The sequence below is a fragment of the Enterobacter sp. DC4 genome (assembly GCF_000568095.1).
GTDB lineage: Bacteria > Pseudomonadota > Gammaproteobacteria > Enterobacterales > Enterobacteriaceae > Enterobacter > Enterobacter pseudoroggenkampii.
In genome coordinates this window covers 115,135-136,897 of sequence record NZ_AZUB01000003.1, presented here as the reverse complement: position 1 = coordinate 136,897, position 21,763 = coordinate 115,135, and the positions used below count along the sequence as shown (strand labels likewise).

19 protein-coding genes are annotated in these 21,763 nt (G+C 55.8%); 16 read left to right on the top strand and 3 right to left on the bottom strand.

Annotated elements, in window-relative coordinates; all coding sequences use genetic code 11:
- Positions 1-2: 2 nt before the first annotated feature.
- The 16 genes from P349_RS14180 (at position 3) to mutT (ending at position 20,070) form a co-directional block, all read left to right on the top strand.
- Entirely contained in the window at positions 3-1,769 is a 1,767-nt protein-coding gene (locus tag P349_RS14180; RefSeq protein WP_024907454.1) for a peptidoglycan glycosyltransferase FtsI, read from the top strand.
- On the top strand, positions 1,756-3,243 hold the full coding sequence (gene murE, locus P349_RS14185) for a UDP-N-acetylmuramoyl-L-alanyl-D-glutamate--2,6-diaminopimelate ligase (protein ID WP_032649816.1): 1,488 nt from the start codon (positions 1,756-1,758) through the stop codon (positions 3,241-3,243). Before P349_RS14180 ends, murE begins: the two co-directional genes overlap by 14 nt.
- Positions 3,240-4,598 (top strand): UDP-N-acetylmuramoyl-tripeptide--D-alanyl-D-alanine ligase, encoded by a 1,359-nt coding sequence (murF, locus tag P349_RS14190; RefSeq protein ID WP_032649814.1) that lies wholly within the window; start codon positions 3,240-3,242, stop codon positions 4,596-4,598. Before murE ends, murF begins: the two co-directional genes overlap by 4 nt.
- Positions 4,592-5,674, top strand: coding sequence for a phospho-N-acetylmuramoyl-pentapeptide-transferase (gene mraY, locus P349_RS14195; protein WP_008501985.1), 1,083 nt, complete (start codon positions 4,592-4,594; stop codon positions 5,672-5,674). The genes murF and mraY overlap by 7 nt, the downstream gene beginning before the upstream one ends.
- A 2-nt stretch (positions 5,675-5,676) precedes the next feature.
- Entirely contained in the window at positions 5,677-6,993 is a 1,317-nt protein-coding gene (murD, locus tag P349_RS14200; protein ID WP_032649813.1) for a UDP-N-acetylmuramoyl-L-alanine--D-glutamate ligase, read from the top strand.
- Positions 6,993-8,237 carry a cell division protein FtsW gene (gene ftsW / locus P349_RS14205; RefSeq protein ID WP_024907458.1) on the top strand — a complete coding sequence of 415 codons (1,245 nt, stop codon included), beginning with the start codon at positions 6,993-6,995 and terminating at the stop codon, positions 8,235-8,237. The genes murD and ftsW overlap by 1 nt, the downstream gene beginning before the upstream one ends.
- A complete protein-coding gene (gene murG / locus P349_RS14210; protein ID WP_032649811.1) occupies positions 8,234-9,298 on the top strand; it encodes an undecaprenyldiphospho-muramoylpentapeptide beta-N-acetylglucosaminyltransferase in 1,065 nt (354 codons plus the stop codon). The genes ftsW and murG overlap by 4 nt, the downstream gene beginning before the upstream one ends.
- 56 nt (positions 9,299-9,354) lie before the next feature.
- On the top strand, positions 9,355-10,830 hold the full coding sequence (gene murC / locus P349_RS14215) for a UDP-N-acetylmuramate--L-alanine ligase (protein ID WP_032649810.1): 1,476 nt from the start codon (positions 9,355-9,357) through the stop codon (positions 10,828-10,830).
- Entirely contained in the window at positions 10,823-11,743 is a 921-nt protein-coding gene (locus P349_RS14220; protein WP_032649808.1) for a D-alanine--D-alanine ligase, read from the top strand. The genes murC and P349_RS14220 overlap by 8 nt, the downstream gene beginning before the upstream one ends.
- Before the next feature lies 1 nt (position 11,744).
- Positions 11,745-12,587 carry a cell division protein FtsQ gene (ftsQ, locus tag P349_RS14225; RefSeq protein ID WP_024907461.1) on the top strand — a complete coding sequence of 281 codons (843 nt, stop codon included), beginning with the start codon at positions 11,745-11,747 and terminating at the stop codon, positions 12,585-12,587.
- Positions 12,584-13,840 (top strand): cell division protein FtsA, encoded by a 1,257-nt coding sequence (gene ftsA, locus P349_RS14230; RefSeq protein WP_023334508.1) that lies wholly within the window; start codon positions 12,584-12,586, stop codon positions 13,838-13,840. Before ftsQ ends, ftsA begins: the two co-directional genes overlap by 4 nt.
- 63 nt (positions 13,841-13,903) lie before the next feature.
- Positions 13,904-15,055 carry a cell division protein FtsZ gene (ftsZ, locus tag P349_RS14235; protein ID WP_008501978.1) on the top strand — a complete coding sequence of 384 codons (1,152 nt, stop codon included), beginning with the start codon at positions 13,904-13,906 and terminating at the stop codon, positions 15,053-15,055.
- A gap of 101 nt (positions 15,056-15,156) precedes the next feature.
- Positions 15,157-16,074, top strand: coding sequence for a UDP-3-O-acyl-N-acetylglucosamine deacetylase (lpxC, locus tag P349_RS14240; protein ID WP_008501977.1), 918 nt, complete (start codon positions 15,157-15,159; stop codon positions 16,072-16,074).
- Between the two features lie 279 nt (positions 16,075-16,353).
- A complete protein-coding gene (gene secM / locus P349_RS14245; RefSeq protein WP_193745660.1) occupies positions 16,354-16,857 on the top strand; it encodes a secA translation cis-regulator SecM in 504 nt (167 codons plus the stop codon).
- Between the two features lie 58 nt (positions 16,858-16,915).
- The gene (gene secA / locus P349_RS14250; RefSeq protein WP_024907463.1) at positions 16,916-19,621 is read left to right on the top strand and encodes a preprotein translocase subunit SecA; all 2,706 of its coding nucleotides are present in this window, start codon (positions 16,916-16,918) and stop codon (positions 19,619-19,621) included.
- A 56-nt stretch (positions 19,622-19,677) separates the two neighbouring features.
- Positions 19,678-20,070: an 8-oxo-dGTP diphosphatase MutT gene (gene mutT / locus P349_RS14255; RefSeq protein ID WP_032649804.1), complete on the top strand. Its 393-nt coding sequence runs from the start codon at positions 19,678-19,680 to the stop codon at positions 20,068-20,070.
- A 34-nt stretch (positions 20,071-20,104) separates the two neighbouring features.
- On the opposite strand, the gene yacG is transcribed toward mutT, so the two are convergent.
- The 3 genes from yacG to coaE are packed head-to-tail and all read right to left on the bottom strand — an operon-like array spanning position 20,105 to position 21,672.
- Complete coding sequence (yacG, locus tag P349_RS14260) at positions 20,105-20,299, bottom strand: DNA gyrase inhibitor YacG (RefSeq protein ID WP_024907465.1); 195 nt, start codon at positions 20,297-20,299, stop codon at positions 20,105-20,107.
- A 9-nt stretch (positions 20,300-20,308) separates the two neighbouring features.
- Positions 20,309-21,052: a cell division protein ZapD gene (gene zapD, locus P349_RS14265; RefSeq protein ID WP_024907466.1), complete on the bottom strand. Its 744-nt coding sequence runs from the start codon at positions 21,050-21,052 to the stop codon at positions 20,309-20,311.
- The gene (coaE, locus tag P349_RS14270) at positions 21,052-21,672 is read right to left on the bottom strand and encodes a dephospho-CoA kinase (protein ID WP_032649802.1); all 621 of its coding nucleotides are present in this window, start codon (positions 21,670-21,672) and stop codon (positions 21,052-21,054) included. Before coaE ends, zapD begins: the two co-directional genes overlap by 1 nt.
- Positions 21,673-21,763: the final 91 nt, after the last annotated feature.

The window sequence follows — 21,763 nt, the reverse complement described above, 5'->3', positions numbered from 1 at the left end:
GCATGAAAGCAGCGGCAAAAACGCTAAAACCAAAACGTCAGGAAGAACAGGCCAACTTTGTCAGTTGGCGTTTTGCGTTGCTTTGCGGCTGCATTTTACTGGCGCTGGGTTTCCTGCTCGGACGCGTGGCCTGGCTACAAATCGTCGCCCCTGACATGCTGGTACGCCAGGGCGATATGCGCTCTCTGCGCGTCCAGGAAGTGTCGACATCCCGTGGGATGATCACCGACCGCTCGGGTCGTCCGCTGGCGGTGAGCGTGCCGGTGAAGGCTATCTGGGCCGATCCGAAAGAACTGCATGATGCTGGCGGCATCACGCTTGATAACCGGTGGAAGGCCCTTGCGGATGCGCTGAAGATGCCGCTGGACCAGTTATCTTCACGCGTGAATACCAACCCGAGAGGGCGTTTTATCTATCTGGCGCGTCAGGTGAATCCTGACATGGCAGACTACATCAAAAAATTGAAGCTGCCGGGGATCCATCTGCGCGAAGAATCCCGCCGGTACTATCCATCCGGCGAAGTGACTGCTCACCTCATTGGCTTTACTAACGTTGATAGCCAGGGGATTGAGGGCGTTGAAAAAAGCTTTGATAAATGGCTGACCGGCCAGCCCGGTGAGCGCATTGTGCGTAAAGACCGCTATGGTCGCGTGATCGAGGATATTTCCTCAACGGACAGCCAGGCAGCACACAACCTTGCGCTGAGTATCGATGAGCGGTTACAGGCGCTGGTTTACCGCGAGCTGAACAACGCCGTGGCCTTTAACAAAGCGGAATCGGGCAGTGCCGTGTTAGTTGATGTCAACACGGGTGAAGTGCTGGCGATGGCCAATAGCCCGTCCTACAACCCTAACAATCTTACCGGTACGCAAAAGGATATTATGCGTAACCGTACCATCACCGACGTGTTCGAACCGGGTTCGACCGTTAAGCCGATGGTCGTCATGACTGCACTTCAGCGCGGTATCGTTAATGAAAATACCGTACTGAATACCATTCCTTACCGAATTAACGGTCACGAAATCAAAGACGTGGCGCGCTACAGCGAATTGACCCTGACCGGGGTGTTACAGAAGTCGAGTAACGTCGGTGTTTCAAAGCTGGCGTTAGCGATGCCGTCCTCAGCGTTAGTAGAGACTTACTCACGTTTTGGGCTTGGAAAGGCGACCAATTTGGGGTTGGTCGGAGAACGCAGTGGCTTATATCCTCAAAAACAACGGTGGTCTGACATAGAGAGGGCCACCTTCTCTTTCGGCTACGGGCTAATGGTGACACCGTTACAGTTAGCGCGAGTCTACGCAACGATCGGCAGCTATGGCGTTTATCGTCCGCTGTCGATTACCAAAGTTGATCCACCGGTTCCCGGTGAGCGTATCTTCCCGGAATCGACCGTCCGTACTGTTGTTCATATGATGGAAAGCGTGGCGCTGCCCGGCGGCGGCGGCGTGAAGGCGGCAATCAAAGGTTATCGCATCGCTATCAAGACCGGTACGGCGAAAAAAGTGGGGCCGGATGGCCGCTATATCAACAAATACATTGCCTATACCGCAGGCGTTGCGCCTGCAAGCAATCCGCGTTTTGCGCTGGTGGTCGTGATTAACGATCCACAGGCGGGTAAATACTACGGCGGCGCCGTCTCCGCGCCTGTGTTCGGGGCTATCATGGGCGGCGTGTTACGTACCATGAACATTGAACCGGATGCGCTGGCGACGGGCGAAAAAAGTGAATTTGTAATTAATCAAGGCGAGGGTACAGGTGGCAGATCGTAATTTGCGCGACCTTCTCGCTCCGTGGGTGCCAAATGCACCGGAGCGAGCACTGCGAGAGATGATACTGGACAGCCGCGTGGCTGCTTCTGGCGATCTTTTTGTGGCGGTGGTCGGTCATCAGGCGGACGGGCGTCGTTATATCCCGCAGGCGATTGCGCAAGGTGTGGCTGCCATTATTGCTGAGGCTAAAGATGAGGCAACCGACGGTGAGATCCGTGAAATGCACGGGGTGCCGGTTATCTATCTCAGCCAGTTAAACGAGCGTCTTTCCGCACTGGCGGGGCGTTTTTATCACGAACCTTCCGACCAGCTGCGCCTGGTTGGCGTGACGGGTACCAACGGTAAAACCACCACCACGCAACTGATGGCGCAGTGGGCCCAGCTGCTGGGTGAAACCGGTGCGGTGATGGGGACCGTGGGTAACGGCCTGCTGGGCAAAGTGAGCCCAACGGAAAACACCACCGGCTCCGCGGTAGACGTACAGCATGTGCTTGCCGGTCTGGCAGGGCAGGGGGCAACCTTTGCTGCGATGGAAGTCTCTTCGCACGGTCTGGTACAGCACCGCGTCGCGGCGCTGAAATTTGCCGCTTCCGTGTTTACCAATCTGAGCCGCGATCATCTTGATTATCATGGTGATATGGAGCATTACGAAGCTGCGAAATGGCTGCTGTTCTCTACTCACCATTACGGACAAGCCATCATCAACGCCGACGACGAAGTGGGCCGCCGCTGGCTGGCGAAGCTGCCGGATGCGGTTGCAGTGTCGATGGAAGACCATATCAATCCAAACTGCCACGGCCGCTGGCTGAAGGCGGTTGAAGTGAATTACCACGACAGCGGGGCGACAATCCGCTTTGCCTCTTCCTGGGGTGAAGGCGAAATTGAAAGCCGCCTGATGGGCGCGTTTAACGTCAGCAACCTGCTGCTGGCGCTGGCGACGCTGCTCGCGCTGGGGTATCCAATGGCTGAGCTGCTGAAAACCTCAGCGCGGCTGCAGCCGGTTTGCGGCCGTATGGAAGTGTTCAGCGCGCCGGGCAAACCGACCGTTGTGGTTGATTATGCCCACACGCCGGACGCGCTGGAAAAAGCGCTGGAAGCGGCGCGCCTGCACTGCACAGGGAAGCTCTGGTGCGTGTTTGGCTGCGGCGGCGATCGCGACAAAGGCAAACGCCCGCTGATGGGAGCTATTGCCGAGCAGTTTGCAGATATTCCGGTAGTCACCGATGACAACCCGCGTACGGAAGAGCCGCGCGCCATCATCAATGACATTCTGGCGGGCATGCTGGACGCGGGCCGCGCTCGCGTGGTGGAAGGCCGTGCGGAAGCCGTGACTAACACCATCATGCAGGCGCGGGAGAATGATGTTGTCCTGCTGGCGGGTAAAGGCCATGAAGATTATCAGATCGTTGGCAATCGCCGTCTGGACTACTCGGACCGCGTAACGGCAGCACGTCTGCTGGGAGTCGTGGCATGATTAGCATCACGTTAAGCCAGGCCGCTGCCATTCTGCAGGGTGACCTGCACGGGCAAGACCTGACGATTGATGCCGTCACGACGGACACCCGCAAAATCACCGCAGGCTGTCTGTTTGTGGCGCTGAAAGGCGAGCGTTTTGACGCGCATGATTTTGCTGAACAGACCAAAGAGAACGGCGCCGGTGCGCTGCTGGTCAGCCGCAAGCTGGATATCGATCTGCCGCAAATTGTGGTGAAAGATACGCGTCTCGCGTTCGGTGAGCTGGCCGCCTGGGTCCGTCAGCAGGTCCCTGCGCGCGTTGTCGCCCTGACCGGATCATCAGGCAAGACGTCAGTGAAAGAGATGACGGCGGCGATTCTCAGCCAGTGTGGGAATACGCTTTATACCGCGGGCAACCTCAATAATGACATCGGCGTGCCGATGACATTACTCCGCCTGACCAAAGAACATGAATTTGCGGTGATCGAGTTAGGGGCAAACCACCAGGGCGAAATCGCCTGGACCGTGAGCCTGACTCGCCCGGAAGCCGCACTGGTGAATAACCTCGCGGCTGCGCATCTGGAAGGCTTTGGCTCGCTGGAAGGCGTAGCAAAAGCCAAAGGTGAGATTTACACCGGCCTGCCGGATGACGGTATCGCCATCCTGAACGCTGATAACAACGACTGGCTGAACTGGCAGAGCATTATTGGTTCGCGTAAAACCTGGCGCTTCTCGCCGAATGCGGTCAACAGTGATTTTACCGCGACCAATATCCATGTGACGTCGCACGGCACAGAGTTCACCCTCACCACCCCAACGGGTGGCGTCGATGTGCTGCTGCCGCTGCCGGGTCGCCATAACATCGCCAATGCGCTTGCGGCGGCGGCGTTGTCGACGGCGGTGGGCGCGTCGCATGAAGCGATTAAAACCGGGCTGGCGAACCTGAAAGCCGTGCCGGGACGTCTGTTCCCGATTCAGCTTTCGGAAAATAAGCTGCTGCTGGATGACTCCTACAACGCGAACGTTGGCTCGATGACCGCGGCGGTGCAGGTGTTATCTGAAATGCCGGGCTATCGCATCATGGTAGTTGGCGATATGGCAGAGCTGGGCGACGAAAGCGAAGCCTGTCATACCCAGGTCGGTGAAGCGGCGAAAGCGGCGGGGCTGGACTGTGTGCTGAGCGCAGGAAAACTGAGCCAGGCGATTAGCTATGCCAGCGGCGTTGGCGAGCATTTTGCTGACAAAGCCGCGTTGATAGAGCGCCTTAAAGCGTTGATTGCAGAAAAACAAATTGTGACTGTGTTAGTGAAAGGTTCACGTAGTGCCGCCATGGAAGAGGTTGTGCACGCATTACAGGAGAACGGGACATGTTAGTTTGGCTGGCCGAACATTTGGTCAAATATTATTCAGGCTTTAACGTCTTTTCATATCTGACGTTTCGCGCCATCGTCAGCCTGCTGACTGCGCTGTTCATCTCGTTGTGGATGGGCCCGCGCATGATTGCCCGTCTGCAAAAACTCTCTTTCGGTCAGGTTGTACGTAACGACGGTCCGGAATCGCACTTCAGCAAACGCGGCACGCCGACCATGGGCGGGATCATGATCCTGACCGCCATCGTCGTTTCCGTGCTGCTGTGGGCCTATCCCTCCAACCCGTACGTCTGGTGCGTTCTGACGGTACTGGTGGGTTACGGGATCATCGGTTTTGTGGATGATTACCGCAAAGTCGTTCGTAAAGACACCAAAGGCCTGATTGCCCGCTGGAAATATTTCTGGATGTCGGTGATTGCGCTGGGCGTGGCCTTCGCGCTGTATCTGGCCGGGAAAGACACGCCAGCCACCGAGCTGGTCGTGCCGTTCTTTAAAGACGTGATGCCACAGCTGGGGCTGTTCTACATCCTGCTGGCCTACTTTGTGATTGTCGGTACCGGCAACGCCGTAAACCTGACCGACGGTCTGGATGGCCTGGCCATTATGCCAACCGTCTTTGTGGCCGCCGGTTTTGCGCTGGTGGCATGGGCGACCGGTAACATGAACTTTGCGAACTACCTGCACATCCCTTATCTGCGCCACGCGGGTGAGCTGGTGATCGTCTGTACGGCGATTGTCGGCGCGGGGCTGGGCTTCCTGTGGTTCAACACTTATCCGGCGCAGGTCTTTATGGGGGACGTCGGTTCTCTGGCTTTGGGCGGTGCGCTCGGCATTATCGCCGTACTGCTGCGTCAGGAGTTCCTGCTGGTGATCATGGGCGGCGTGTTTGTCGTTGAAACCCTGTCGGTGATTTTGCAGGTCGGCTCCTTCAAGCTGCGCGGTCAGCGCATCTTCCGTATGGCGCCGATTCACCACCACTATGAACTGAAAGGCTGGCCGGAGCCGCGCGTGATTGTGCGCTTCTGGATTATTTCGCTGATGCTGGTGCTGATTGGCCTGGCAACGCTGAAGGTACGTTAATCATGGCAGATTACCAGGGCAAAAAAGTCGTTATCATCGGGTTGGGCCTTACGGGGCTCTCCTGCGTGGACTTTTTCCTCGCGCGTGGCGTGACGCCGCGCGTGATGGATACGCGTGTCTCTCCGCCGGGTCTGGACAAACTGCCTGAACAGGTTGAACGCCACCTTGGTGGTCTGAATGATGACTGGCTGCTGGCAGCCGATCTGATTGTCGCCAGCCCGGGTATGGCGCTGGCGCATCCTTCACTGAGCGCTGCCGCGGATGCGGGCGTTGAGATTGTCGGCGATATCGAGCTGTTCTGCCGCGAAGCGCAGGCGCCCGTTATCGCCATTACCGGTTCTAACGGTAAAAGCACCGTCACTACCCTGGTGGGTGAAATGGCGAAAGCGGCGGGCATGAACGTCGGCGTTGGCGGTAACATTGGTTTACCCGCTCTGATGCTGCTGGATAAAGGCTGTGAGCTGTATGTTCTCGAGCTTTCCAGCTTCCAGCTGGAAACAACCTCCAGCCTGCGCGCTGCGGCTGCGACGATCCTCAACGTGACTGAAGATCATATGGACCGATATCCATTTGGTCTGCAGCAGTACCGTGCCGCCAAGCTGCGCGTTTATGAGAATGCCAAAGTCTGCGTAGTGAACGCCGATGATGCGTTGACCATGCCGGTGCGTGGCGCAGACGATCGCTGCATCAGCTTCGGTATCACGATGGGGGATTACCACCTGAACCGCCAGCTGGGCGAAACCTGGCTGCGCGTGAAGGGTGAGAAAGTGCTGAACGTGAAAGAGATGAAGCTCACTGGTCAGCACAACTATACCAATGCCCTGGCGGCGCTGGCGCTGGCAGATGCAGTAGGGCTGCCACGCTCCTCCAGCCTGAAAGCATTAACCACGTTTACTGGTCTGGCACACCGTTTCCAGCTGGCGCTGGAGCACAACGGCGTACGCTGGATCAACGACTCTAAAGCCACCAACGTGGGCAGCACGGAGGCCGCGCTGAACGGCCTGCACGTTGACGGCACGCTGCATTTGCTGCTGGGTGGCGACGGTAAATCAGCGGATTTCTCCTCCCTGAAACCGTATCTTTCCGGTGATAACGTCCGTCTGTACTGCTTCGGCCGTGACGGCAGCGAGCTGGCTGCACTGCGCCCTGAGGTCGCCGAGCAAACCGAAACCATGGAACAGGCGATGCGGCTGATTGCTCCTCGCGTGAAGCCAGGCGATATGGTGCTGCTCTCTCCGGCCTGCGCCAGCCTCGATCAATTCAAGAATTTCGAACAGCGTGGTGATGTCTTTACCCGACTGGCGAAGGAGTTAGGCTGATGCGTTTATCTCTCCCTCGCCTGAAAATGCCGCGCCTGCCAGGATTTGGGATCCTGGCATGGCTGTTTGCGGCGCTCAAAGGCTGGGTGATGGGCTCTCGTCAAAAAGATAACGACAGCCTGGTCATGTACGATCGCACGCTGTTCTGGCTCACGATGGGGCTGGCGGCGGTCGGCTTTATTATGGTTACGTCCGCCTCAATGCCCGTCGGGCAGCGTCTGGCGAACGATCCTTTCCTGTTTGCCAAGCGTGATGGTCTGTACATCATTCTGGCGTTTTGCCTGGCGCTGGTGACCTTGCGTCTGCCAATGGAGTTCTGGCAGCGGCACAGTACGGCGATGCTGATCGCCTCGATTATTATGCTGCTGATCGTACTGGTGGTGGGGAGCTCTGTTAACGGGGCATCGCGCTGGATCGCCTTTGGCCCGCTGCGTATTCAGCCTGCGGAATTTACCAAGCTCTCCCTGTTCTGCTACCTGGCTAACTACCTGGTGCGTAAGGTAGATGAAGTGCGTAATAACCTGCGCGGCTTCTTAAAACCGATGGGCGTGATTCTGGTGCTGGCGGTATTACTGCTGGCGCAGCCTGACCTCGGTACCGTTGTCGTGCTGTTCGTTACCACTCTGGCGATGCTGTTCCTGGCGGGCGCGAAGCTGTGGCAGTTCATCGCTATCATCGGAATGGGGATTTCAGCGGTTGTGCTGCTGATCCTCGCCGAGCCTTACCGTATTCGCCGTGTAACCTCGTTCTGGAACCCGTGGGAAGATCCGTTCGGCAGCGGTTATCAGCTGACTCAGTCGCTGATGGCCTTTGGTCGCGGCGAAGTCTGGGGACAGGGTCTGGGTAACTCGGTACAGAAACTGGAGTATTTACCGGAAGCGCATACTGACTTCATCTTCTCCATTATTGCGGAAGAACTGGGTTATATCGGTGTGGTATTAGCGCTATTAATGGTATTCTTCGTCGCTTTCCGCGCCATGTCCATCGGCCGGAAAGCGCTGGAGATCGATCACCGCTTCTCAGGATTCTTAGCCTGTTCAATTGGTATCTGGTTTAGCTTCCAGGCATTGGTTAACGTCGGGGCCGCAGCGGGTATGCTGCCGACCAAAGGTCTGACGTTGCCGTTGATCAGTTATGGTGGTTCCAGTCTGTTGATTATGTCGACGGCCATCATGTTTTTGTTGCGTATAGATTATGAGACGCGTCTGGAAAAAGCCCAGGCGTTTACACGAGGTTCACGATGAATCAACCGAAGCGGTTAATGGTGATGGCAGGCGGTACCGGCGGACACGTGTTCCCGGGGCTGGCGGTTGCGCACCATTTAATGGATCAGGGCTGGCAGGTACGCTGGCTGGGAACCGCAGACCGCATGGAAGCCGATCTGGTACCGAAGCACGGTATCGAGATCGACTTTATTCGTATTTCCGGCCTTCGGGGCAAAGGCTTCAAGGCAATGCTGCTGGCACCGGTGCGTATTTTTAACGCCTGGCGTCAGGCGCGCACCATCATGAAGCGCTTTAAGCCGGATGTGGTGCTGGGCATGGGCGGCTATGTCTCGGGTCCTGGTGGGCTGGCGGCGTGGTCGTTAGGTATTCCCGTCGTGCTGCATGAGCAGAACGGTATTGCCGGTCTGACCAACAAGTGGCTGGCGAAAATCGCCACCAAAGTTATGCAGGCGTTTCCCGGCGCGTTCCCGAAAGCGGACGTCGTAGGTAACCCGGTGCGTGTGGACGTGCTGGCGCTGCCGCTGCCGGACGCTCGTCTGACGGGCCGTGAAGGGCCGGTGCGTGTACTGGTCGTCGGCGGCTCTCAGGGCGCGCGTATCTTAAACCAGACGATGCCGCAGGTTGCCGCAAAGCTGGGGGATGCCGTGACGATCTGGCACCAGAGCGGAAAAGGCGCTCAGCAGACCGTTGAGCAGGCTTACGCAGACGAAGGTCAGCCGCAGCATAAAGTCACAGAGTTTATCGACGACATGGCGGCAGCGTATGCCTGGGCCGATGTCGTGGTCTGTCGTTCAGGCGCGCTGACGGTGAGCGAGATCGCCGCCGCCGGTCTGCCTGCCCTGTTTGTGCCGTTCCAGCACAAAGACCGACAGCAGTACTGGAATGCGCTGCCGCTTGAGAAAGCCGGTGCCGCGAAGATATTTGAGCAGCCACAATTTACCGCCGACGCGGTCGCCACCACCCTGGCGGGCTGGAACAGAGACGCACTGCTGGAGATGGCGCAACGCGCGCGCGCGGCCGCTATCCCTGATGCGACGGAACGGGTGGCAAAAGAAGTGAGCCTGGCAGCCCAGGCTTAACCCTCGCAGCGCGTGAAGCGCGGCACGAATTTTAAGTAGTCGATGGCGTTTAGAGAATGAATACACAACAACTGGCAAAACTGCGTTCAATCGTGCCCGAGATGCGTCGCGTCCGGCACATTCACTTTGTTGGCATCGGTGGTGCTGGCATGGGCGGTATTGCCGAAGTGTTAGCTAACGAAGGCTATCAGATCAGCGGGTCTGACCTGGCGCCAAACCCTGTTACGCAGCAGCTGGCGTCGCTTGGGGCGACTATCTATTTCAACCATCGTCCGGAAAACGTGCGCGATGCGAGCGTAGTGGTGGTCTCAAGCGCCATCTCCTCTGACAACCCGGAAATCGTTGCCGCGCATGAAGCGCGCATTCCGGTGATCCGCCGTGCAGAAATGCTGGCGGAACTGATGCGTTTCCGTCACGGCATCGCCATTGCCGGGACCCACGGTAAAACCACGACCACGGCGATGGTCTCCAGTATTTATGCGGAAGCGGGTCTCGATCCGACCTTCGTCAACGGCGGTCTGGTCAAAGCCGCAGGCGTACATGCGCGTCTGGGCCACAGTCGTTATCTGATTGCCGAAGCGGATGAGAGCGACGCGTCGTTCCTGCACTTGCAGCCAATGGTGGCGATTGTCACTAACATCGAAGCTGACCATATGGATACCTACCAGGGCGACTTCGAGAACCTAAAGCAGACCTTCATCAACTTCCTGCACAACCTGCCGTTCTATGGACGCGCGGTGATGTGCGTAGACGATCCGGTGATCCGCGAGCTGCTGCCGCGCGTGGGTCGTCAAATCACCACTTACGGCTTCAGCGAAGACGCTGACGTCCGCGTGGAAGAGTACAAACAGATTGGTGCGCAGGGGCATTTCACGCTGGCGCGTCAGGACAAAGAACTGCTGCACGTCACGCTGAATGCGCCAGGTCGCCATAACGCCCTCAATGCCGCAGCGGCAGTGGCCGTCGCGACGGAAGAAGGCATTGATGATGATGCGATTCTGCGCGCGCTGGAAAGCTTCCAGGGCACCGGCCGTCGTTTCGACTTCCTCGGTGAATTCCCGCTGGACGCCGTGAACGGTAAAGCCGGCACAGCGATGCTGGTGGACGACTACGGCCACCATCCGACCGAAGTGGACGCCACCATTAAAGCCGCACGTGCAGGCTGGCCTGACAAGAATCTGGTGATGATCTTCCAGCCGCACCGCTTCACGCGTACGCGCGATCTGTACGACGATTTCGCCAGTGTCCTTTCACAGGTCGATACTCTGTTAATGCTGGATGTTTATTCAGCGGGCGAAACACCGATTCCGGGCGCAGACAGTCGTTCTCTGTGTCGTACCATCCGTGGACGCGGTAAAGTTGACCCTATTCTGGTTTCTGACCCTGCACAGGTGGCGGAAATTCTGGCTCCGGTCCTGACAGGTAACGATTTGATTCTGATTCAGGGCGCGGGAAATATCGGCAAAATCGCCCGTACCTTAGCTGAAATCAAACTGAAGCCGCAAACTCAGGAGGATGAGCATCATGGCTGATAAGATTGCTGTCCTGTCTGGCGGCACCTCCGCCGAGCGTGAGGTTTCCCTGAATTCCGGCGCGGCTGTGCTCGCGGGCCTGCGTGAAGGGGGCGTCAATGCGCACCTGGTCGACCCTAAAGAGGTCGACGTGACGCAATTAAAAGCCATGGGCTTCGATAAAGTCTTTATCGCTTTGCATGGTCGCGGCGGTGAAGATGGCACCCTGCAGGGGCTTCTGGATTTGATCGGCATGCCGTACACCGGCAGCGGCGTGATGGCCTCCGCTATCTCTATGGATAAACTGCGCAGCAAACTCCTGTGGCAGGGCGCGGGGTTACCCGTTGCGCCATGGGTTGCGCTGACGCGTCGCGAATTTGAATTGGGCTTGCCGGATAGCGTTAATACACGCATTGCTGAACTGGGCTTACCGGTTATTGTAAAGCCCAGCCGGGAAGGCTCCAGTGTGGGAATGTCCAAAGTCGACAAAGCTGAAGATCTTTCGTCCGCTTTAGCACTGGCATTTCAACATGATGAAGAAGTTCTGATTGAAAAATGGCTCAGCGGGCCAGAATTTACCGTCGCGATGCTTGGCGAAGAAATTTTACCGTCAATCCGCATCCAACCCGCTGGAGTCTTCTATGATTATGAGGCGAAGTATCTCTCTGATGAGACGCAATATTTCTGCCCTTGTGGTCTTGAAGCCGAGCGTGAAGCAGATTTACAGTCCCTGGTGCTTAAAGCCTGGCATGTTCTGGGTTGCCGCGGCTGGGGACGCATCGACGTGATGCAGGACAGTGATGGGCAATTTTATTTGCTGGAAGCCAATACCTCTCCGGGAATGACCAGCCACAGCCTTGTGCCGATGGCTGCGCGTCAGGCGGGGATGAGTTTCTCGCAGTTAGTCGTACGCATTCTGGACCAGGCGGGCTGATATGTCTCAGGCTGCATTGAACACACGCAACCGCGATGACGAGGACGAATACACCTCTTCACGCCGCAGTAATGGAACGCGTCTTGCAGGCATCATTTTCCTGCTCGGGGTGTTGTGCACTGTGTTTATCAGCGGCTGGATGGTCCTGGGCTGGATGGAAGATGCGCAGCGGTTGCCGCTCTCTAAGCTGGTGGTCACTGGCGAGCGCCACTACACGCGTAACGACGATATTCGACAGTCAATACTGGCGCTGGGCTCGCCTGGCACCTTTATGACGCAGGACGTCAATATTATCCAGAGCCAGATAGAACGTCTGCCATGGATAAAACAGGCGAGCGTAAGAAAGCAATGGCCTGATGAATTGAAGATTCATCTGGTTGAATATGTGCCCATTGCGCGTTGGAATGATCAGCACATGGTTGACGTAGACGGAAACTCCTTCAGCGTCCCGACCGATCGTGTCAACAAGCAAAATTTACCGATGTTGTATGGCCCTGAAGGCAGCGAAAACGAAGTGTTACAGGGTTTTCGCGAAATGGGTCAGGTGCTGGCGAAGGACAGGTTTACGTTAAAAGATGCTGCCATGACGGCGCGCCGTTCCTGGCAGCTGACGTTAACGAACGGCATTAAGCTCAACCTGGGACGCGGAGACACAATGAAGCGTCTGGCGCGTTTTGTCGAACTTTACCCGGTTTTACAGCAGCAGGCACAGACTGACGGCAAACGGATAAGCTACGTTGATTTGCGCTATGACTCAGGCGCAGCAGTCGGTTGGGTACCGGCTCCGGTCGAGGAACCTAATCAGCAACAGAATCAGGCACAGGTACAGGCAGAACAACAATGATCAAGGCGACGGACAGAAAACTGGTAGTTGGACTGGAGATTGGCACCGCGAAGGTTGCCGCTTTAGTAGGGGAAGTTCTGCCCGACGGTATGGTCAATATCATTGGCGTAGGCAGTTGCCCGTCCCGTGGTATGGATAAAGGTGGGGTAAACGATCTTGAATCGGTGGTGAAATGCGTTCAGCGCGCCATCGATCAGGCTGAATTGATGGCAGATTGCCAGATTTCTTCTGTCTATCTGGCCCTTTCTGGTAAGCACATTAGCTGCCAGAACGAAATTGGTATGGTGCCGATTTCTGAGGAAGAAGTGACGCAGGAAGACGTTGAGAACGTCGTGCATACGGCGAAGTCCGTGCGCGTTCGCGATGAGCATCGCGTGCTGCATGTCATCCCGCAGGAATATGCGATCGACTACCAGGAAGGGATTAAGAACCCGGTGGGTCTTTCTGGCGTACGTATGCAGGCAAAAGTGCACTTGATCACATGTCACAACGATATGGCGAAGAACATTGTAAAAGCCGTTGAACGTTGTGGCCTGAAAGTTGACCAACTTATTTTCGCGGGGCTGGCGGCAAGTTATTCCGTGCTGACCGAAGATGAACGTGAACTGGGTGTCTGTGTGGTCGATATTGGTGGTGGTACAATGGATATCGCCGTATATACCGGCGGTGCGTTGCGCCACACCAAAGTGATCCCTTATGCCGGGAACGTTGTGACCAGCGATATTGCTTACGCTTTTGGTACGCCGCCGAGCGATGCAGAAGCGATTAAAGTGCGCCATGGCTGTGCCCTGGGGTCTATCGTTGGCAAAGATGAGAGCGTTGAAGTGCCGAGCGTTGGTGGTCGTCCACCGCGTAGCCTGCAGCGCCAGACATTGGCAGAGGTGATTGAGCCGCGCTATACCGAGCTGCTCAACCTGGTCAACGAAGAGATTTTACAGTTACAGGAACAGCTTCGTCAGCAGGGCGTTAAACATCATCTTGCGGCGGGGATTGTATTAACCGGCGGCGCAGCGCAAATTGAAGGTCTTGCGGCCTGTGCTCAGCGCGTGTTCCATACGCAGGTGCGTATTGGTGCGCCGCTGAATATCACCGGTTTAACGGATTATGCTCAGGAGCCGTATTATTCAACGGCTGTGGGCCTGCTCCACTACGGGAAGGAATCTCATCTCAGTGGTGAAGCAGAAGTGGAAAAACGCGTCTCAGTGGGGTCGTGGGTCAAACGACTGAACAACTGGTTGCGAAAAGAGTTTTAATTTTTTTAAGAGACCGGAGAGAATTAGCGGTCTCGGGCGACAGGCACAACGGAGAGAGAAATTATGTTTGAACCTATGGAACTGACCAACGACGCGGTGATTAAAGTCATCGGCGTCGGTGGCGGCGGCGGTAACGCCGTAGAGCATATGGTGCGTGAACGCATTGAAGGTGTTGAGTTCTTCGCAGTTAACACCGATGCACAGGCACTGCGTAAAACGGCTGTAGGCCAGACTATCCAGATCGGCGGTGGTATCACCAAAGGGCTGGGAGCAGGGGCTAACCCGGAAGTGGGTCGCAATGCGGCTGAAGAAGATCGTGAAGCCCTGCGCGCTGCACTGGAAGGTGCGGACATGGTCTTCATCGCAGCAGGTATGGGTGGCGGTACCGGTACCGGCGCAGCACCTGTTGTGGCTGAAGTGGCAAAAGATTTAGGTATCCTGACCGTTGCTGTCGTGACCAAGCCTTTCAACTTTGAAGGCAAGAAGCGTATGGCTTTCGCGGAGCAGGGTATCACCGAGCTGTCCAAGCATGTGGACTCGCTGATCACCATCCCGAACGATAAGCTGTTGAAAGTTCTGGGTCGCGGTATCTCCCTGCTGGACGCATTCGGTGCAGCAAACGACGTGCTGAAAGGTGCGGTTCAGGGTATCGCTGAACTGATTACCCGTCCTGGCCTGATGAACGTTGACTTTGCAGACGTTCGCACCGTGATGTCCGAAATGGGCTACGCGATGATGGGCTCTGGCGTGGCGAGCGGTGAAGACCGTGCAGAAGAGGCGGCTGAAATGGCTATCTCTTCTCCACTGCTGGAAGATATCGATCTGTCTGGTGCGCGCGGCGTGCTGGTCAACATTACCGCTGGCTTTGACCTGCGTCTGGATGAGTTCGAAACCGTGGGTAACACTATCCGTGCGTTCGCCTCTGACAACGCTACCGTGGTAATCGGTACTTCTCTTGACCCTGAAATGAACGACGAGCTGCGTGTTACCGTTGTTGCGACCGGTATCGGTATGGACAAACGTCCTGAGATCACCTTAGTGACCAACAAGCAGACTCAGCAACCGGTAATGGATCGTTACCAGCAGCACGGTATGTCTCCTTTGACTCAGGAGCAGAAACCGGCCGCGAAAGTGGTGAACGACCCAACGCCGCAAACGGCGAAAGAGCCAGATTACCTGGATATCCCGGCGTTCCTGCGTAAGCAAGCTGACTAAGAATTGGCTGGAATTAGGGGATTTGCGCTCTTTGTGCTAAACTGGCCCACCGTTAGTGATATACACTCTCGGTTGGATAGTTAATTTGGCGAGATTATACGATGATCAAACAAAGGACACTTAAACGTATCGTTCAGGCGACTGGTGTCGGTTTACATACCGGCAAGAAAGTCACGCTGACGTTACGCCCTGCGCCGGCCAATACCGGGGTCATCTATCGTCGCACCGACTTGAATCCACCGGTAGATTTTCCGGCCGATGCCAAATCTGTGCGTGATACTATGCTCTGTACTTGTCTGGTGAACGAGCATGACGTGCGGATTTCTACCGTAGAGCACCTGAACGCCGCCCTGGCGGGTCTGGGTATCGACAACATTATTGTTGAAGTCGATGCGCCAGAAATCCCGATTATGGATGGCAGTGCTGCACCGTTCGTCTATCTGTTGCTGGATGCCGGCATCGAAGAACTGAACTGCGCGAAGAAATTTGTACGCATCAAAGAGACCGTTCGCGTCGAAGATGGCGACAAGTGGGCTGAATTCAAACCGTACAATGGTTTCTCGTTGGACTTTACCATCGACTTTAACCATCCGGCGATTGACTCCAGCACCCAACGCTATGCGATGAACTTCTCTGCTGATGCGTTTATGCGCCAGATCAGCCGAGCCCGTACATTTGGCTTCATGCGTGATATCGAATATCTGCAGTCCCGCGGCCTGTGCCTGGGCGGCAGCTTCGATTGTGCCATCGTTGTTGACGATTATCGCGTACTGAACGAAGACGGCCTGCGTTTCGAAGATGAATTCGTTCGTCACAAAATGCTGGATGCTATCGGCGACCTGTTCATGTGTGGTCACAACATCATTGGTGCATTTACCGCGTTCAAATCCGGTCATGCGCTGAACAACAAACTGTTGCAGGCCGTCCTGGCAAAACAGGAAGCCTGGGAATATGTGACCTTCGAAGACGAAGCTGAACTGCCGCTGGCTTTCAAAGCACCAAGCATGGTGCTGGCGTAACGGTTCAAACCGTTTCGTAAAAAAATCGACTGGTTAACCTGGTACTCTCTCCGACCAGGAAGACCAGTCGTTTTTATTTTTACCCTTCTTCGTTTGCCCCGGCGTTATCTCTCGTTTGTCTTACGCAGAAAATGTGTGCGTTAGCTGCATTCTTGACCGTTTTTCCCCGCGGCGGCACCTCATTCCTGCTGATGTACATTAGCTTTAGTGGTACTATCTGGGCGCTAAAAAGAATAACTGAACTCAGCCTCTGCAAGGCTGGCTTATTGGGTGGAGCAGGTGAGCGGAATACTGACGCGCTGGCGACAATTTGGCAGACGTTACTTCTGGCCGCATCTCTTATTAGGGATGGTCGCGGCGAGTTTCGGCTTGCCTGCGCTCAGCAACAGTGCAGAAGCGGCGACGCCCGCGAAAACCTCTACCACCAAACACGATCTCAACACGCGGGTTAACTTTACAAACCTCGCGTGGCTTGAAGCCAGCCGCCGCCCGAATTTCTCCGTTGATTACTGGCACCAGCACGCTATCCGCACGGTTATCCGTCATCTCTCCTTCGCGATGGCACCACAGGCCATGCCTGTTGCGGAAGAGACGCTTCCGGTGCAGGCACAGCATCTTGCGCTGCTGGACACGCTCAACGCGCTGCTCACGCAGGACAGCCAGCCGCCGGTCATGGTTCGCCAGACGGCGCAGCTCGCGCTCGTTCCTCCTGTCTCATTCTCTGTTTCAACCTGGATTAGCCAGACTCACGGCATTCGTGCCGGGCCGCAACGCCTCAGCTAAATTAACTTTTTCAATACCTTAATTTATCTGCCCACGATGGGGCGTTTGAGAATTTATTATGCTAATCAAATTGTTAACTAAAGTTTTTGGTAGTCGTAACGATCGTACCCTGCGCCGTATGCGCAAAGCTGTTGCCGTCATCAACGGGATGGAACCGGCGATGGAGAAGCTCTCTGATGATGAGCTGAAAGCGAAAACGGCGGAATTCCGTGCGCGTCTGGAAAAAGGCGAAACCTTAGAAAGCCTGATCCCGGAAGCGTTTGCAGTTGTGCGTGAAGCAAGTAAGCGCGTATTCGGCATGCGTCACTTCGACGTTCAGCTGCTGGGTGGTATGGTGCTTAACGAGCGCTGCATCGCGGAAATGCGTACCGGTGAAGGTAAAACCCTGACCGCAACGCTGCCGGCTTACCTGAACGCGCTGACCGGTAAAGGCGTTCACGTCGTTACCGTCAACGACTATCTGGCGCAGCGTGACGCCGAAAACAACCGTCCACTGTTCGAATTCCTCGGTATGACCGTCGGCATCAACATGTCCGGCCTGCCTGCGCCAGCCAAGCGTGAAGCGTATAACGCGGACATTACCTACGGTACCAACAACGAATACGGCTTCGACTACCTGCGTGACAACATGGCGTTCAGTCCGGAAGAGCGCGTCCAGCGTAAGCTGCACTATGCGCTGGTGGATGAGGTGGACTCCATCCTGATCGATGAAGCGCGTACTCCGCTTATCATCTCCGGCCCGGCTGAAGACAGCTCCGAGATGTACCGTAAGGTCGACAAAATCATTCCACACCTGCTGCGTCAGGAGAAAGAAGACTCGGATACCTTCCAGGGTGAAGGCCACTTCTCCGTTGATGAAAAAGCGCGCCAGGTGAACCTGACCGAACGTGGTCTGGTGAAAATTGAAGAGCTGCTGGTCGCTGAAGGCATTATGGAAGAGGGCGAGTCTCTGTACTCCCCGAGCAACATTATGCTGATGCACCACGTGACCGCCGCGCTGCGTGCCCACGCGCTGTTCACCCGCGACGTCGACTACATCGTAAAAGACGGCGAAGTGATCATCGTCGATGAGCACACTGGCCGTACCATGCAGGGACGTCGCTGGTCTGACGGTCTGCACCAGGCTGTGGAAGCCAAAGAAGGTGTGGATATTCAGAATGAAAACCAGACGCTGGCGTCTATCACCTTCCAGAACTACTTCCGTCTGTACGAGAAACTGGCGGGGATGACCGGTACTGCTGATACCGAAGCGTTTGAATTCAGCTCTATCTACAAGCTGGATACCGTGGTCGTTCCAACCAACCGTCCGATGATCCGTAAGGATATGCCGGACCTGGTGTACATGACCGAAGCGGAAAAAATTCAGGCGATCATCGAAGATATTCGCGACCGTACTGCCAATGGCCAGCCGGTTCTGGTGGGGACCATCTCCATCGAGAAATCCGAAGTGGTTTCGCACGAGCTGACGAAAGCGGGTATCCAACACAACGTTCTTAACGCCAAATTCCACGCCAAAGAAGCGGACATCGTTGCGCAGGCGGGTTATCCGGCTGCCGTAACCATCGCCACCAACATGGCGGGTCGTGGTACCGACATTATGCTGGGCGGTAGCTGGCAGGCTGAAGTGGCGGAGCTGGAAAACCCAACGCCAGAACAGATTGCCCAGATCAAAGCCGACTGGCAGGTTCGTCATGACGCCGTTCTGGCGTCCGGCGGTCTGCACATCATCGGTACAGAGCGTCATGAATCCCGTCGTATCGATAACCAGCTGCGTGGTCGTGCGGGTCGTCAGGGTGATGCCGGTTCATCCCGGTTCTACCTGTCTATGGAAGATGCGCTGATGCGTATTTTTGCCTCCGACCGTGTATCCGGCATGATGCGTAAGCTGGGGATGAAACCTGGCGAAGCTATTGAGCACCCGTGGGTCACCAAAGCGATCGCTAACGCACAGCGCAAAGTGGAAAGCCGCAACTTCGATATTCGTAAGCAGCTGCTGGAATATGATGATGTGGCTAACGATCAGCGTCGTGCGATCTACACCCAGCGTAACGAACTGCTGGACGTGTCCGACGTGAGCGAAACCATCAACAGCATTCGTGAAGATGTGTTCAAAGCCACCATCGACGCACATATTCCACCGCAGTCTCTGGAAGAGATGTGGGATATCGAAGGCCTGCAGGAACGTCTGAAAAATGACTTTGACCTCGAACTGCCAATCAAAGAGTGGCTGGACAAAGAGCCTGAGCTGCACGAAGAGACCCTGCGTGAACGTATCTTTGAAACCGCGCTGGACGTTTACAAGCGTAAGGAAGAGGTTGTTGGCGCTGAAATGATGCGTCACTTCGAAAAAGGCGTGATGCTGCAGACTCTGGACTCCCTGTGGAAAGAGCACCTGGCGGCGATGGACTACCTGCGTCAGGGTATCCACCTGCGTGGCTATGCGCAGAAAGATCCGAAGCAGGAATACAAGCGTGAATCCTTCTCCATGTTTGCGTCTATGCTGGAGTCACTGAAGTACGAAGTAATCAGCACCCTGAGCAAGGTTCAGGTGCGTATGCCGGAAGAAGTGGAAGCGATGGAGCAGCAGCGTCGTGAAGAAGCCGAGCGTCTGGCACAAATGCAACAGCTGAGTCATCAGACCGACGACAGCGAAGCCGCCGCGGCGATCGCCGCGCAGACAGGCGATCGTAAAGTGGGTCGTAACGATCCGTGCCCGTGTGGTTCCGGTAAAAAGTACAAGGCGTGCCACGGCCGTCTGAGCTAAGTTCATAAAAAACAAAAAGGCGCAGACATCTGCGCCTTTTTTATGGAAGTAACAATATGAAAATACTGCAAATTGCCGTTGGGATTATTCGCAACCCGCAAAACCAAATCTTCATCACCCAGCGCGCTGCCGACGCCCATATGGCGAACAAGTGGGAGTTTCCGGGCGGTAAAATCGAGTCAGGTGAAACGCCGGAAGAGGCGCTGGTTCGGGAACTTCAGGAAGAGGTGGGGATCACTCCGCTTGGCGCTACGCTGTTTGATAAGCTTGAGTATCAATTTCCGGACAGGCACATCACGCTGTGGTTCTGGCTGGTGGAAAACTGGGAAGGTGACCCCTGGGGAAAAGAGGGGCAGCCGGGTAACTGGGTGGCGCTTCAGGCAAGTGATGCCGAAAAATTCCCGCCAGCCAACGAGCCTGTGATCCTGCGGTTAGTCGCACAACCGTAGGCCTGCCGAGCGACGCGCCAGCAGGCTTTACAGATTACTGCTGGGTTTCACTCCAGTCGTCGCTGTCCGAGAGATCGCCTTTACTCGGAATGCGTTTCTCTTCCGCCGCCCATTCGCCCAGGTCAATAAGCTGGCAGCGTTTGCAGCAGAATGGGCGGAACGGACTCACTTCGCCCCAGACAACGGTTTTGCCACAGGTAGGGCAGTTTACGGTGGTGACATCAGACATCGGCACTCCTTAACAACAGGCCAGTTCAAAATCGAGACGTTCCGGCACGGTGCCATTTTCACTGTCCAGCGGCATAAAGCGAATCGCAAAGCGGCTCTTATGCCCGGAAATCTGTGGGTAAAGCTGTTCGCCAAGAGACAGATTGAGACGCAGAAGATCGGCATCATCACCGTTATCCTGGAAGAAACCATTCAGGCTGGTTTGCTTGCGGAACGGCGCAGAATTACGAATCAGATCGAGGATCAGCGACAGCGTCTGGTGCATAGGCTCCAGGCTTGCCAGCCAGCTGTTCACCTGCGCGTCACGCTGCGCCTGTGGCATATGTAGCCACATATGCAGCGTCGGCAGGTCGAAGCTACAGCAGCCGCCAGGGATGCTCAGACGCTGGCGCACCAGGCCAATCAGGCGGTCTTCACGCAAAAACTGCCCGACGCGCGGCGCGGCCATCAGGATGCTGCTGCTGGTTTTAAGCTGCTGACGAAGGGAATCGATACGGCTTACATCCACCCCCGGAACCTCAGCCCATGCCTGTAATTTACGCTGCTGGCGCTCCAGCTCTTTGAGTAATTCTGTGCGGACATCGCCGCGTTCAATCACATCCAGCAGATCGCCTACGTTGCGGAAGAAGTGCAGCGCCGTAGCGTGATCGTTAACCGGCAGATGTTGTGAAAGCTGCTGAATGAGGAATTCGATGCGCAGCCAGGTGCGCATTTTTTCGTTGAGCGGATGCTCAAAAAGGATGTGTGTCGACATTATGGTTTTTCCTGTGCAACGGCCTGCGCGGCAAACGTCAGATACTGCGCGTGCAGACGGGCAACATCCGATGCAATGGCATCTGGTGCGCCGTTATTATCAATGACATCATCCGCCACGGCAAGGCGCTGAGCGCGCGTAGCCTGAGCGGCAAGAATGTGTTCAGCATGCTCCCGCGAGACATGGTCGCGCGTCATGGTTCTCTGGATTTGCGTTTCGGGTGAGACATCAATCACCAGCACCCGGTCGGCTTTCTTCTGCAGCTGATTTTCAACCAGTAGCGGAACCACCCACAAGACATAGGGCGAGCGGGCCGCGGCGATCTGACGCTGAGTTTCCCGGTGGATGATGGGGTGGAGAAGGCTATTAAGCCAGGCTTTTTCCGCGGAATCGGAAAAAATGCATTCGCGAAGCTGACGGCGATTCAGTGTGCCATCGGCATTGATGATGGCCTGACCAAAATGTTCTGCGATGGCCTTTAGCGCGGGTGTATTGGGCTCTACCACCTGGCGGGCAATGATATCGGCATCGATAATCGTGATACCCAAACGAGAGAAAGCGTCTGCAACGGTACTTTTACCACTACCGATGCCGCCGGTTAATGCGACGATATACCCCATTAAATCAAATCCTGGGAATTATTCATTTTTAAAATCAGTTGATTAAAATTCTTACGTGCGCCAGCCACTGTTTAGCCCCGTTTACCGGCTT